Source organism: Legionella anisa, assembly GCF_001467525.1.
Lineage (GTDB): Bacteria > Pseudomonadota > Gammaproteobacteria > Legionellales > Legionellaceae > Legionella > Legionella anisa.
The window spans coordinates 1-13978 of record NZ_LNXS01000001.1 but is presented as its reverse complement, the minus strand read 5'-3'; the positions used below and the strand labels follow the sequence as shown (position 1 = coordinate 13978).

Here is a 13978-nt window from a genome sequence, read left to right as displayed (position 1 = left end):
GAGGCACTTACAAATAGTTACTTCTTATTACTCGAAAGATTTTTGGCATGTTCTCCCAGAACATGCCTATCTGAAGGATTTTTGACATAACCTCCTAGAATATATCTATCATAAGTCTGTTTAAACTGGCCATTTTTTTGGAACTCAAGTAACGCATCATTAATCTGTTGTAATAACTCACTTTCTCTCTTATTTACAGCGATACCCAATCCATATCCAAAGCCAAACGGTTTTCCAAACGTAGTAAAGATCGGCATTTGACTGGCCCAATACTGGGCTGACAATGCATCCTGTAAAATAAAATCAACATTCTCATCGCCCAAAGCCTTAATGAGCTGAGGAGTTGAATTATAATTTACAATTTCAACATCAGGAAAACCTGAGTCTTTAATTACTTTTTCAAAAATAGTGCCCACTTGAATACCTATTTTTTTTCCATTAAACGCGTCTTGAGAAAAGGGGACAGCAGTCCATTTTTTTAATGCTAAATATTGAGCATCACTTGGAAGATAGGGGAATGAAAAATTGACATGCTCACTTCGTTCTAAAGTAATTGTAATCGACGCAACACCTATATCTGCCTCATTTTTTTCGATACTCGATATAATCGTGTTTTCGAAAAAACCGGGACGATATTGACACTCACGGTGTATCATCTGACAAATATCCTCCATCATTTCTATATCAAAACCAAATAATTGCTTATTTGCTCCTTGCATAATAAAAGGAGGGTTAAAAATTTCTGTAGCTATTATAAGCGGACGTAATGAATCCGCATGAGAGCAAGACATAAAGAAAGAGAAAATAAATAAAAATTGAGTCCATCGCCTCTTTATACCTAAAAACCCCAAGTAATAGGTAGTTATGGTTTGCATTATCACAGACATTTCCTTGTATTGTGAGCGCCTAATTCTTAAAAAATGTAACGTATTTTCCAGAATGGTTCAATGCCGGTATTTTTGGCATAGGAGTATTGTTTGTATGCCCAATGGAAACGAGAACAAGGTTGGCATTTACGAGGTGAAATGAACTTTTAAGGTAAAAAAGTGTTTATTCCATGATGTAAAATTAAATCAATTTGTAAAAATTGTGTAAACTTATGGGTAAATTCGCTTTCATCTTTTTATTTAATATATGATTTAATAAACTAAGTTGAGCGGAACTAATTTTATGGCTACATCACTTGAAGAATTAAGAAAAATCATCAAGGAAGAAGAAGCAGCTTTACTCATTAAAAAACTGCAACACCAACAATTAACCACTATGGAGCAAGAGGCATTTAAAAGGCTGAAAGATAAGCTAAGCGATGATGCAGGAATGGATGAACTTCCTCCGATAGAACAATTGCAAAAATTGTATAAGAAGCCTAATCCATTATTTGAAGTCCAATCCGCACATAATGAAACGATTGCTAAGATATTTGCAAATTTTAAAGAGGAGTTTGGCGAGGAAAATATTCATGGTAATTGTCTCCATTTCCCCGACGATGAGGACAATTCAAAAGCAGATGCTTTTTTTAGTCAGCAGGCAAATGAAGGGCATGCATTTTTATTTAAAGAAGTAAATAGTGATAATTATGCTTTTTCAGATGGTAAAGGCCATTATAAAATGGGATGTAAGGCGGATATTATCTCTTATTGCAAGAAAAACTCACTCGAATTGCCAGACTATTTCAATACAAAAGTCTCTGATGAACAGGAGCATACACCTTCGATACTGAGTCAATAAAAATATGAAAAATAAGTAAGCGTAGTGTGGTTGCTTGCAACCCGGCATTTACCTTAACTATCTATTTTAATCCTCATTCCCGAGCAACGGTCTAATAATCTCTGTTTTAACGTTTCGGTATGCCTGTGGGTAAGCAGCAAACAAGCTACCCCCGCTAGGCGAGTCGAGCTTGAGCTTGATCATCATACGGCTCTTTACCTTCATCAGGCGGCAACGCATTTTCTAAAGCTTGTGCTCTTCCTTCCTGTAGGTCCTCTCGCATTACCTTAAACGAATCAAATTTTGCTTTCTCACGCTCTATATCTTTCATTAAGTGTATACCTGTTGACACTAATTCTAAAGTTTTACTTTTTGTTGATGATTCCTCATATCTTGGGTTTTCTTTCATTACACGAGCTAACGCACTCAAATCACCATCGTCAAAGTATTTCAATGTAGCCATAAGTACATTTCTTTTTTGTTTTTGTTTCTCATCCTTTGTACCAATAAACTTATGACAATGTTGTTCTATAGTATCTCTAACTTCATTCAACTTGGTATGCAGATGATGATAAGTTGATGATTCGCCTCTGAAAGAAAAAGTCGAGCGTATCTCTGGATGCTTCTGCAAGCTCAGACTTTTTGTGGCCATTTCTTCAACAAATAGTTCTTCAGTATCATAATATTTAAAATCTACATTTAATTTAGCTAACTCTTCTTTTAATATATCAAAATAAGTCTGATTGGCAGATGCAGGGGTATGCAGAAGCATCGGTAGTTCGGTACAACTAAAAAGTAAAGAGGTACATCGAGTTGCTTTTGCATAGGCTACAACAAAGTCAACGAATGCTTGACCACAAGTACGAGGTTCGCCCGGCATATGCGCGTGAACTCTACCTGCTTTGGTTTGATCAATAATGCTTTGCAAATATAATTTGGCATCGTGTCGTCCAAACTTTCCTGTAGGGAGTATTGCTTCGATGGATCGATTACTTAATAAGTTAGGGTATAATTTTTTTTTGTCAGCCTCATGAGTCCCCAATATTAATACACGTTCATTATTACGGGCTTCATCTTCAATTCGACGTGCAACTTTTACCGTCATATCATCCACATCGCCAAATTTTTTCTGACCTAAAAAAAGATCCCAACTAAATACCCATTTATTAGAATGACCGGTATTGGTTAGAATGTGTAACGACGTACAAGGTAGATCCTCCCTGGCATCTCTGTATAGATTCTTATATGTTCTTCCTTCTAGAGCTAAACGTTTCTTATCCCGAGGTGGAGGCATTGAGTACATAACACCCGAAAAATTCTCCATCCGCTCTGCAATCTGCTCTCGTGTCTCCTGATTCAATGGAGCATGGCCAATTTTAGACATTTGACGTACAAGGTTTTCTAAGGCTGTTGCATCAGATAATGGTCCTGTACCTCCAGCCATTCGAATATCAGCAAAATAGCGAACTACTTTAGGCTTTTCAGGAGCTTTTTCCCTCCCATCATCCTCTTGAAGCTTAGGGGCTGCTTCCATACTATCCTCAGGAGATCTCCCATCATCCTCTTGAGGCCTAGGGTCTGCTTCGTCAAGGGGCCGCTCATTTTTACGCTTACGTCCTATAATATCCAGGCAAATTAAAGGTCGGTCTTGCTCGTCTGGATGGTGTTTGGCAATCGCTTCCTGGAGGGCTTTGTAATAGTCGACATATTCTGGGGGAAAGTTATTAAACAAAGCAATCTTCTGTCGACCTAAAGCTAATATATCTGGCAATACAGCTTGTGCCCATACCTTAGGAGGAGGAGATTTATCATTGGGAGGATCAAAAGGTCTATAATTATTGGGATGCGGCATGACAAGTCCTTAAACAAGGTGCTCATATATAAAATATAGGTCAGGTTTTTTTTTGTGCAAAATAAGTGACTTGAAGTGACTCAATAAAAAACCAATGAATGTTCATGTGAAAAAACTAAAGATTCTATACTGGGCGTAACAGGCCAGCTTATACTTACACCGCTCTAAAGTTCAAAATATTTTTCCACCCGCATCGCGTACGTGCTTAATAATATAGTGCTGAATTTCTTCATTAACACCTGCAAGAGGAACGATCGAAAATTGAGATTTTGAGTAAAACAATAAATAATAGTCAGAAAATTGCCAAACTGATTCAATTGATGACCAAGGAAGAGTGACCGAGCCTGCGCCTGATGAAAATGTGAAATTATCCTCGGAGGCCAAGAATAGCGCATCAGGATTTCCCATTTTTTTGAATTTGTTTATAGAGTTTCGATAGTGAACGAAATACAGCATAATAACTATAGCAACAGAAAAAAAGAGAATCGCTCCAAGTGCACCGGTAATCCAAGAATAATCTTCATTAGATATTAGGAATATTAAATATCCCATGAGCGCAACCCAAGTCAGGATTGTGAAAGGCCCAACGGTTTTATACCAAAAACTAAAAATCGCTTTACGAATAAGAGTGGTTGAGTAGATTAACGTAGTTTGATGCATAGGTTCCTTTAAGGGAAGAGGAAATTAGCAAAATTATATTATGTAGAATTTAACCAATTTTGTTGCGCATTTCAATTTTATGAACCGCAACAAACGTAGGCCAGACTGTTAAAGCCTAGCCCTAATCGTACTGTATCGACATTCAACGAAAAAAATTGTTAAAGTATTACGCAGCTCGGACTCTCGTAGCTATAAGAACACATGCTTGAAGCATAGATCTTCCTTTGAGCTATACTTCTACATAACAATTTCTAGAAAACAGGGAGACATGGAATGGCCCCTATTTTTTCTTTTTCATTTATTGTTTATTTTATTACTTCCATTTTTACAATAACGCCAGCCAATGCAGAAGGCAGAGATTTGAATGAGCCTTATTCAAAGCCCAAATACGTATGGCATGTAACGGGTACAAAATCCTCTGGGCAATACATTGCTGAAGACACGTACCATGTAGGAACCATACCGCCGGTTGTTGGAGAAAATGTGCGCTCCCAAGGAGGTGCTGCATTTGGGGATTTAAACATGGATACTAATCAATATACCTATGTAGACTGGGTTGGTGGTCCTTATTATACTAAAGGTGCTCTGTCCAATGGCCCACTATTTACTCCTAAAGGCATAATCAATCTTTTCGGGTAAATCGGGCGTCATCGGAAATAGGACTAAATTTGGAATTTCAAATGCAAAGAACTACTATTTATAACTACCTATCTGGCCTATATCAAAACGATATACTACACCAACATTAGCCATGTGTGCTTGGAGGTTTTTGCCCCAATTACTTTTATCGGTGGATGCGAAATAGCGATATGCTGCATTGATTGCAAAATTTTCCCTAATATTATAAGTCAACCCAGCGGTTCCTTGATAAGCAAAGGAGTTTTGGTCTACATTAAAATGAGGGCGTTTGAAGCGGCTTGTACTGTTTAAAGTAGCGTGCATAAAGGCATAGCCGATACCTACTCCAAGGAAGGGAGAAATTTTAGCCAACTTTTCAGGAAAGTCATAATAAAGATTGGCCATAAGGATGTTTGCTTTAGTACCACCATCGATATCCAGTGCGGGTCTATGATTTACACTATATTGATTTGTATCAACATATAAGTACGTATATTGAAATTCATAACGAATAGGGTTGCTTTGGTATCCAAGGCCGCCACCAGCATTATAGCCCCAACGATAATGTACATCGGAGAGGTAGAAGAAATCGTAATAAATCCTTTCTACATTAGAAGGTGAATAAGTGTAGCCGCCAAAGCCGCTGGCATACCAGCCATTCACTGAGGATGAGGCAGCGGTTCCAGCGGCTAATAAAGCGGTAGTAAATAATGCAAGTTTCATGACATTCCTTTGTTATTTCTTTTTATAGATTATGTTATCGAGTTAAATTAAATTTGCAATCCTTTTATCTCTAAAACGTCAGTTCGAAGTAATTGGTTTATAAGCTGGTTTCGCTCCCCGGATTCTTTGCCGTCCGAAAACTCAAGATATTGGTATTTTTTACCCTGGATTTTATTAACTTGACGACGCCTATTTGTGTTATGATTCATGTTATTAGTGCGTCAATTATTCTAATAAAAAATATGATTCGATTTTCAACCCAATTAGATAAAGAGTTTTTCTCAGCTCCTCCCGATCCAGCACATCTTTTTTATGCGGGAAAAACAGCCGTTAATTGTGAAGCGGATTCTTTTTCTGTAAATTCTTTATCTACGTTCAAACAACTACTGGCGCGAGAAGAAGAAACCATTTTTCGCTTTTTAGTAGATACAGCAGGTAAGCTGTGGTTTGCATTTGAAACTCGTCCTCATAATAAAGCACCGAAACATTTCCAAATGACCGGTGATCCTTTAGAGACTGCATGCTGCTTGACCGCAGGAAATATAAAATTTAAAGATAAAGCAGGGGCTGTTTTAAAAAATATCAGCCACCGCAGTGGCGACTTTCACCCTTCATTCCTTTCACTACGTTGGCTAATGGCAATACTTCTCCTCAATGAAGAATTACTTCCCTTTAAATTGCCTAAGTTCATTGTTATAAAAGAGATAAAGAATAAAAAAATTTATAAACATATATGGCGTTTAAAAAGGATCAAAAAATGGTTGGACAGTTTTCGGCACAATGAAACGCTTATAAATCAATTACGCCAGGCAAACCTAAGCAGCAAAACAGTACATTATGAAGCAACAAGTTGCTTTGCTGAAGCCAACTTTACTTTGTTGGCGGAGAAAGAACACAAGGAGTCTTGTGCAACATAACACCGTAAATTATGACTTGTCTCTATGAAATGAATCAAAAAAATTTAAATGAAAAGCTGACGATACCTCAGGTCATTTTGACCTGAGGTATCGTCAGTTTTTTTTGAATAATTTGTCGCTTTTAATGATCATATTGTTTATATATTTTGTCATTCCCGCGCAGGCGGGAATGACATGAATTTAGTTCAAAGTGTATTATTAAAGTTGACAATGATTATAAAAAATCTTGTGTATAAGGTGACATATCTCAGGTTAAAGTGACCCAATAATTAACTATAAAAAATGAATAATTACTTAAGACACCAAAAGAGATGGTTTTTAGCCTCAGAATCTATAATTCTGGACGAGTGTAGAATCCACTGTAATATTCTTTCCAAGTTCTAGCAGGGGGGATAGGACATTTTTTTGAAACCATATGCCATCCTTTTTTTTCATGAAATTCCTTATAACATACTGGCCGATTTGGAATGTTTGTTAGTATCATGGAAGAAGCAAGCGCTAATCCAGTTGCTAATGATTTAATTATCATTATGAACTCCTTTTCTTTTTGCCACGCCATAATGAATTTATTTTACTCAATATGAGTATATTATTTCCTTATTGGGTATGCAAATTTTTTTATGCTTTAGGAACCTTTTGGGTAGTTGCGGGAATATGTTCTTCTATTCGTTTAATCATATAAGGGAAAAACGGATTGGATGAAAGTCGAAGGATTGAATCCAAACTGATGATGAGTACGTGTCGTTCACCACGCGAAGCGGTGGCTCCTAATTGAATGCCATATTTTTTCGAATCAGGAAAAAGGCCATATAGACTGTCGTTTACAGGAAAGGGTATGGCAACATGTGACAAGGAGTAAACATCGCGTGGATAAGTCAATCCCAGAGGGGAAACGGTTTCATTTACAGTTCCAGCTTCAGTGACACGTTCGACAACATCGACACTGTCAACATTCGCATTGGTGATGATTACGGTGCGAAATTTTCGCGGAGGGGCATTTAAAAGCTCTGCCACTGCTGTATCTGCGGAAGGGCGTAATAAAAGACCTAATTTAGCCGCTCTATTCAAATCAAATAATACTAATTCACTACCATTTGCAGGAAGGTTGGCATAAAAAGCAGTAATTATTGCACGCGTACTCACTGTAAAATCCATTACAGACTGGAACGTCAATACGGGTGGAAGTTCAATGAGTTGATCTTCATTGGCAAGGCGCACTATTTGTTGTTGCAATGCTGTAGTTAAACGATGAGACTGACTTGCTCCATTAACCGGAAAAGAATTGTATTTAAATGGATTGAATTCAGGAAGAATACTAAGCCAAGCTGCTTTTGCAAATGGGGGTAAGATAGCCGGTAAGGCAGCAAATCCCGCAAAGCGAGCGAAGCGGGTGATTCCTATCATTGGTGAAATTAAGATAATCTTATCGGGTCGTACTAATTGTTTATTTTCAAGAGAATCAAGAGCATATTTTAATGCCAGTGCTCCGCCATTAGAAAAACCTACGAGATGAAGGGGTTGTGATGGTTCTATGCGTCTTCGTGCTTCACGTACGGCTAGCCTGGTTGCCGCTAACCAATCTTCCCATTTGACATCTGTTAACGCTGCAGGTACTGTGCCATGAGCAGGTAGTCTAATCGCTATGGCGACATAACCATGGGCGACATATCGTCTGGCAATATGACGCAGGCTATAAGGAGAGTCAGTCAGCCCATGTAAGAGTACAACAGCACCAATAGTAGGACCTTGGGGCTCAAGTATGTAGGAGTGATTCCAATCGATGGAAAAATTTTCGGGATATACTGGGCTTCCGGAGAAATATCGATTAATCGGGACACGCTCTTTACGGTTTAATTTTTCAGTTACTTCAGTTCGTACAGCGTTAAAAAGGGCATTTTCTACTTCTATGTATTGTGCCCAATTAAGTTTATCAAGTTCTTTAGCATGTTTTTCTTTTGGGACATAAGTATGCCATAGCTCCAAGGCTGGGCCACGTTGCGAATCAAATATTCTTAACCCGAGTAAAATTACCAGACCTAAGCAGATAAGCTTAACTAGTGATTTTAACAATTTAACTAATCTAGATCTCATTGATAGGGCTCTTTAATAATATAAGAAATTCATGCAATTCCTAGATTATGGGACAAAGCATCCATTCCTGTGGCTGCATTGATAGATGTTGGCCATTGTAAGTTCTGGATAAAGTATGACATGATTAAAATCCCTGACTTACTATTAGCTTCAATACTAATTGAAATCGCAATAAATGCAAAGGAAACAATGAATAGATAATTACTTCCCAAGAGGGGATAGCAGGTTGAAATTTTTAATAAAAACTATGACTGGCGTGAGAAGCAGTATGTCGTCATCCTACGTTGGTTAATTTTAAGTTTTTGCATAAAGTCATGCAAATTAAGTGGTTAATTGATTTGATGTACTGAGTTCTTAAGACCCACCAGAGTTATTATTTCAATGAAATGATTTGGGCAAGCGAATCGTGGCTCTCTGTTATTAACGTACGTGCTCCTGCCGGCTCTCTAGAAAAAAAGCTTACGCTCTTGAGAACATGTTCTGGTGGATTTATCTCTCTCTTTTTTAATATGTGCTGAACGCTTGGAGCTAAATTGTCACGAGAAGCTGTGTATAGTTTAGCAATTAGATTCTCTTGAGAAGTTCTAATAAGCTGCATTAAAGAGGGTCTATCCATATCTTCAATTGTATTTTCAATAAGTTCTTTTAATTCACTACTTCGATTCGCATATTTTTCCTTTAGTTTTTGAATTTCTTTTTTTGATTTTCCCTGTAGTTCTGCTGTCATTGGATACTCTATAAATTTCTCATTCTTCTGTAATATTAACATGGCTATCGTAGGTAATAATTCTGTTTCTAGCACGTTATTTGGAGAAAATTGTTTGGTAAGTGGATCGATAAAGCGATTAAACCGTTCAAATCCCTTTTTTGCCAGTTGATCACATAATTTTATAAGCTCTAAATTAGTAATAGCGATATTTATGGCTTCATAATAGGTTCTTTCTGTGTATTTATGGGCTTCAATTGTCAATTCCATATCTCCCGCATCACCTTGCATTTTCTCATAAAAAATAGAGTTCTCGTGTTGACGCTCAGAGGTATGTGCCAAGGTGATTGTCATGCCTAAGTAAGAAGAAGCAAGCGTGTCGATTTTATGAGGAATTTCTATGGGATAATGGACTAAATCACCTTGTTGATATAAATCTTCAGTAATTTCTATTATACCTGTTTGTCCTTCTAATATAGCTTTTCTATATGATGTGTCTTCAGAAACACCATCTTTGATGGTGGGTACTAAATTATAACGATTAAAAAAGGGTGCTACTTCAGTTTTAGCATATTGATGATTTTTGAATCCACCAATTAAAATTCTAGAGGCCAATTGCCAACTATGTTCATGTATATGGTTTTCATCGTCCCTAATTTTTCTATTTAAATTACTTATTACATATCCGGGTTCATCGGATTGTCTTACCATGTTATAGGTATGTAATCTTAAAGCCCATTCATGCGGCTCATCACCTATCATCAGAACTAACTTATCAAATAGGTTGCTTCTTCGGGATAGGGAAATAGACATTTGGGTTAGTTCAGGCGTGTCTCTAATTTCTTTTAATAAATTAATAATATCATCAAGGGTGAGATTTTTAATATTTTTCGCTAAAGACTTGGAAGTAGTTTTGTTTAAGTAATGGGATTTATATTTCTTTGTTATTCGATCGTGTATTTCCTTATAACTTTTAGGCACAAACATCCTCCTTTTTCATCAATGAAAATATAAATGTATCTTGAACACTTATAAAGATTTGTGGTCATTAATTAACAACTATACATAAATATTTTTCATCGAGCAATAATAAAAAGATCAAGATTTCTGAGTGCCCGCTAGGTTTTGTCTCTTATTAGACCTTTTTCCAAACGCTACTGAGGAGGTGCATTGCTTCGTCGATGCGGTGCTCGAATCCTCATGTGACTGCGTGTACACTCTGTTTCTGTGCTCCGCTCTCCTCGCACTTCACTCCCCTCAGCGAGTTTGGAGAGAGGTCTATTGTTGTTTTACACGCTCATTGATTAAATGTTGCAAATGCGACCAAAACATCAGGACACATGCAATAAAAAGCATATTGGGCATCCAATTTGCGATTACTGGATTCAAATAAGATAAATAGCCTTGCTCGATATTGCTGGTGCCCACTAAACGGAAACCAATTCCCGCGAAATAACTTGCTGCAAATGCAAGCACTGTTAATAACAATAACAAGAAAGCGTGTTTATAATGACGGAACTTTATTGTCTTATGAAATAGTGAACCAGATTTAGTCAAATGTTTGGGTAAATCTTTAATGCTCACACTATAGAAAAAAACTGTTGGTAAGGTCGCGATAAAACCTACACTTAGAGCCGTCATGTTTTGATATTTGGGATCAGCATTCAAATTGCTATGTAACAGCATTTGTAATCCTTTAACACATTCGGGAATAAAATTAATGATAATCGAAATCGCACTAACAAAAGCCAATATATAGCCAATGATGGGGGCTATTTTTCTAATCCTATGATCTTGTGGCGAGGATTGAGTATTCTTTTGTTCGAGAATATTTCGAAAAAAACGACGTGCTCCTGCATATCGAGTAGCGAAGTACACGATTAAATTGAGATAAAAACCAATGAGCTCACCAGGTACTCCTAAAAAAGCCATCGTCTCTTTGCCAAGCTCTGCAAAAATCAGGCTGGTGATAAAGCACCATACGAAAAGTCCATTTTCAATTAATGAAACTCTGTTTCCGTCCAATTTTTTTGAAAATTTGTTTTTTAAATAAATAATGTTACTTTTAATGAGATCTAAAACTGTTTGCGTAGAACCCAAAAGATATTTCTTATTAAGGCCAGTCAAGACAATAGCAGTTGCTAGCAAACAGATGAGTCCATAGAAGAGCTGACTAACGGATTGATTCATGAGTAAGTGACCAATTGCATTTAAAGAATCGAGTGATTTAAGGTTTCCATGCTCACTTTCAAGTGCTGCAAATCCAGATAATATGCTGGTAGGTAATGCAACTAATGCACTGATAGGATAAATTATTCGATTCAAAATTACTTTTCTTTTTTGCTGTTTCTGCTCTGTTTTTTTCTGATCTGTTTCTTGGGTTATAGTGGTAGACAAGAGGCCACCAAGTGCTTGTTCCATATTTTCTGAAGACATTTTATTACCTATCATTTCATTAAATCTGAGTACAGTGTGAAACTTTGTGAACTAAATAAAGTAAGAGCAGGACTCGGATTATGGTGAATCGCTCTTTTGTTGTTCATAGTTTAAATAAGATGATGAATTTTTTCACTAAGTTCCTTTGAAGTCAAGATTCCAAGATAGACTATTTGACTAACTATTCATTAGTGAATGAGGTACAGGTTATGATATTGGATAGACTTGACTAGATACGTCTAGTCAAGTCTATATCATTTATTGAGGAGACTGAGATTTTTTCTCATAGGGATCGTGTTGTGTCTCCTGCTTTGTTGGTTTTGAGGCACCAAACAATCCAGACTGCATCACTTCTGAAAAACTATGAGAGCGGTGAAGCCTAGATGCTTGAGGTTTTTTAGGTTCTTCCTTAGGTTTAGGATCTTCACAACAGTCTTTACCAAAGAATACCGTTTGGGTCACAAGACCAATCGACCTTTCTTCGTCGCGACTCAATTCTTGTACTGTATTAGAAGGCTTTACATCGTGTGCCGCTAATTTCGCTGCAGTATATAAAACTCCTGCCCAGACCTGGCAAATTTCAAAACCTGGAGTGCCACCAATTGCAAAATTGACCGATTTTCCACCATTTAATACATAGATTGTACGACCATCAAATAACTTATAAGGCGACAAGTGTTGGTCTTCTTCACACTCGCAACGATCTCTTTCTGAATTTGTGCTTTGAGCTGCCAGTTCTTTAAAAAAGTCATCACTGAACTCATCATCTGGGGAAGTACATGATGCAATAAACAACACAGGTTGCGTGTCCACTTCAGAAGAGCGGTCAATTTTTCGTAAGTTAGCAATATCTTCGGCACACAATACTTTTGATCCAGTTGCACTAAATAAAATCTGTGCTTTTTGGAAAGCAAGTGCTTTAGCTTTTTTATCGGTCCCCATTACGACCTGATGTCCGTCAATCATAGCTAATTGCGCGCGAAGAGGGTCAATTTCAATCACTGTGACTTCTGGAATCCCTCTTTTTCTTAAGCTATTTGCAATACTCCGGCCGATTTTTCCATAACCAATAACACAAGCGTGTTGTAACGAATTTAAAGCGGAATGTACACCATATAGGATTGTATTGCTCGCATCGCAAATCGCAACACCCGTTTGCGCATCTTCCAATTCTTTAATGTTACTACGAGCAACAGAAAGATTAGGCATCGCCGTTTCTTTTAAAGCCTTATTCAGTTTGTAGTGCCCATTTTCAGTGACCTCTGCAATACCAATTAGTCTTTTGCTCACTTCCGGATCAGACATCATCTCTTTAAGAGAATAAGAAAAATAACCACCATGGTCCAATATAACCAATTTTTCATTGGCTTTTGTATTTTTTAAAACGAGATCAATCGCTACTCCAGGTTTTTTAAGATCTTCTTTTGAAACATCTAATATTTTGCAGTGTTTTTTGGCAAATTCCTCAGCTTCTTTAACATGAGTAGAGCTTTTCAGAATCACACCCGCTATTTTGCCAAGTTTTGCTATAGAATCCACATGCGACTCAAAAGTTTGCAGACAATGATCCACTACTAAGAAAGTAACATTATCATCAATTTTTAGATTCTTTTTACATAAAGCAATGATTTTATCGTAATATTTTGCAGATTTAACATCAATTTCAGACCAAGATTTAATATGTTTCTGTTGCATTGACTACTCCGATTCGCGTTTTAAATTTACTTGTTATTCAACTTAACAACAAATATTCTATAAATGGAACTGTTTGGGTTATTATTGAGCTTCGGCATGATACGCAACGGCTCCCTCAAATGCAAGCAAAATTTGTATTTTTTTTGTATTTTATGGTCATTTAATTGGATATTTTATGGAGTAATTCCTCGGAGAAAGAGAAACTATAAATCAAACAATATAATCTAATACATTGAATTTAATAAGAAAAATCCAAATAAAAGTGCCTGGGAACGATATCTAATTTTTCTATAAAAAATGCTTCTCAAATGTTGAGAGAAGCATTTCTACAGATACCTATGGGGCTTCGCCACGATAATTTTTTATAAACTCGCGTAATATACAGTTGCAATGGCTACACCAACTGTTGCTATTGCTGGCACAACTCGTTTCCCGAAGAATCCGCACCAACTTTTACTTGTTGACGCAGCAGGAGTACGTTCCGGAGTAAACCTTACTATTACCCATAAGTCTATAAATTATAAGAAAAACTTTTTCTTTAATTTAACTCTCTGTTATAAATAAGGGCAGTAT

At 36.9% G+C, this 13978-nt stretch carries 13 protein-coding genes; 3 read left to right on the top strand and 10 right to left on the bottom strand.

Features of this window, described 5'->3' with window-relative positions; all coding sequences use genetic code 11:
• Positions 1–17 precede the first annotated feature (17 nt).
• Positions 18–875 (bottom strand): transporter substrate-binding domain-containing protein, encoded by an 858-nt coding sequence (locus Lani_RS00060; RefSeq protein WP_019231949.1) that lies wholly within the window; start codon positions 873–875, stop codon positions 18–20.
• A gap of 295 nt (positions 876–1170) precedes the next feature.
• On the opposite strand from Lani_RS00060, the gene Lani_RS00055 reads away from it, so the two are divergent.
• Positions 1171–1728 (top strand): hypothetical protein, encoded by a 558-nt coding sequence (locus Lani_RS00055; protein ID WP_019231950.1) that lies wholly within the window; start codon positions 1171–1173, stop codon positions 1726–1728.
• 154 nt (positions 1729–1882) lie between these two features.
• On the opposite strand, the gene Lani_RS00050 is transcribed toward Lani_RS00055, so the two are convergent.
• Complete coding sequence (locus Lani_RS00050) at positions 1883–3559, bottom strand: hypothetical protein (protein WP_019231951.1); 1677 nt, start codon at positions 3557–3559, stop codon at positions 1883–1885.
• Between the two features lie 171 nt (positions 3560–3730).
• Complete coding sequence (locus Lani_RS00045) at positions 3731–4219, bottom strand: YcxB family protein (RefSeq protein ID WP_019231952.1); 489 nt, start codon at positions 4217–4219, stop codon at positions 3731–3733.
• A gap of 273 nt (positions 4220–4492) precedes the next feature.
• On the opposite strand from Lani_RS00045, the gene Lani_RS00040 reads away from it, so the two are divergent.
• Complete coding sequence (locus Lani_RS00040; protein ID WP_019231953.1) at positions 4493–4858, top strand: hypothetical protein; 366 nt, start codon at positions 4493–4495, stop codon at positions 4856–4858.
• Positions 4859–4912: 54 nt separating this feature from the next.
• On the opposite strand, the gene Lani_RS00035 is transcribed toward Lani_RS00040, so the two are convergent.
• Positions 4913–5560: an outer membrane protein gene (locus tag Lani_RS00035; protein WP_019231954.1), complete on the bottom strand. Its 648-nt coding sequence runs from the start codon at positions 5558–5560 to the stop codon at positions 4913–4915.
• Positions 5561–5739: 179 nt separating this feature from the next.
• Between Lani_RS00035 and Lani_RS00030 the strand changes: the two genes are divergently transcribed.
• Positions 5740–6477, top strand: coding sequence for a hypothetical protein (locus Lani_RS00030; protein ID WP_223499446.1), 738 nt, complete (start codon positions 5740–5742; stop codon positions 6475–6477).
• A 331-nt stretch (positions 6478–6808) separates the two neighbouring features.
• Here Lani_RS00030 and Lani_RS00025 read toward each other — a convergent pair whose 3' ends face one another.
• From Lani_RS00025 to Lani_RS00005, 6 genes are all read right to left on the bottom strand, one after another.
• A complete protein-coding gene (locus tag Lani_RS00025; RefSeq protein ID WP_019231957.1) occupies positions 6809–7006 on the bottom strand; it encodes a hypothetical protein in 198 nt (65 codons plus the stop codon).
• A gap of 89 nt (positions 7007–7095) precedes the next feature.
• Positions 7096–8568 (bottom strand): alpha/beta hydrolase, encoded by a 1473-nt coding sequence (locus Lani_RS00020; protein WP_019231958.1) that lies wholly within the window; start codon positions 8566–8568, stop codon positions 7096–7098.
• Positions 8569–8597: 29 nt separating this feature from the next.
• Complete coding sequence (locus Lani_RS21005; protein ID WP_136344278.1) at positions 8598–8690, bottom strand: iron-containing alcohol dehydrogenase; 93 nt, start codon at positions 8688–8690, stop codon at positions 8598–8600.
• Positions 8691–8941: 251 nt separating this feature from the next.
• Positions 8942–10261: a hypothetical protein gene (locus tag Lani_RS00015; protein ID WP_019231959.1), complete on the bottom strand. Its 1320-nt coding sequence runs from the start codon at positions 10259–10261 to the stop codon at positions 8942–8944.
• A 291-nt stretch (positions 10262–10552) separates the two neighbouring features.
• Entirely contained in the window at positions 10553–11710 is a 1158-nt protein-coding gene (locus Lani_RS00010; protein WP_019231960.1) for a hypothetical protein, read from the bottom strand.
• Between the two features lie 258 nt (positions 11711–11968).
• Positions 11969–13405, bottom strand: a complete 1437-nt coding sequence (locus Lani_RS00005; protein ID WP_019231961.1) for an NAD-binding protein — start codon at positions 13403–13405, stop codon at positions 11969–11971.
• Positions 13406–13978 lie beyond the last annotated feature (573 nt).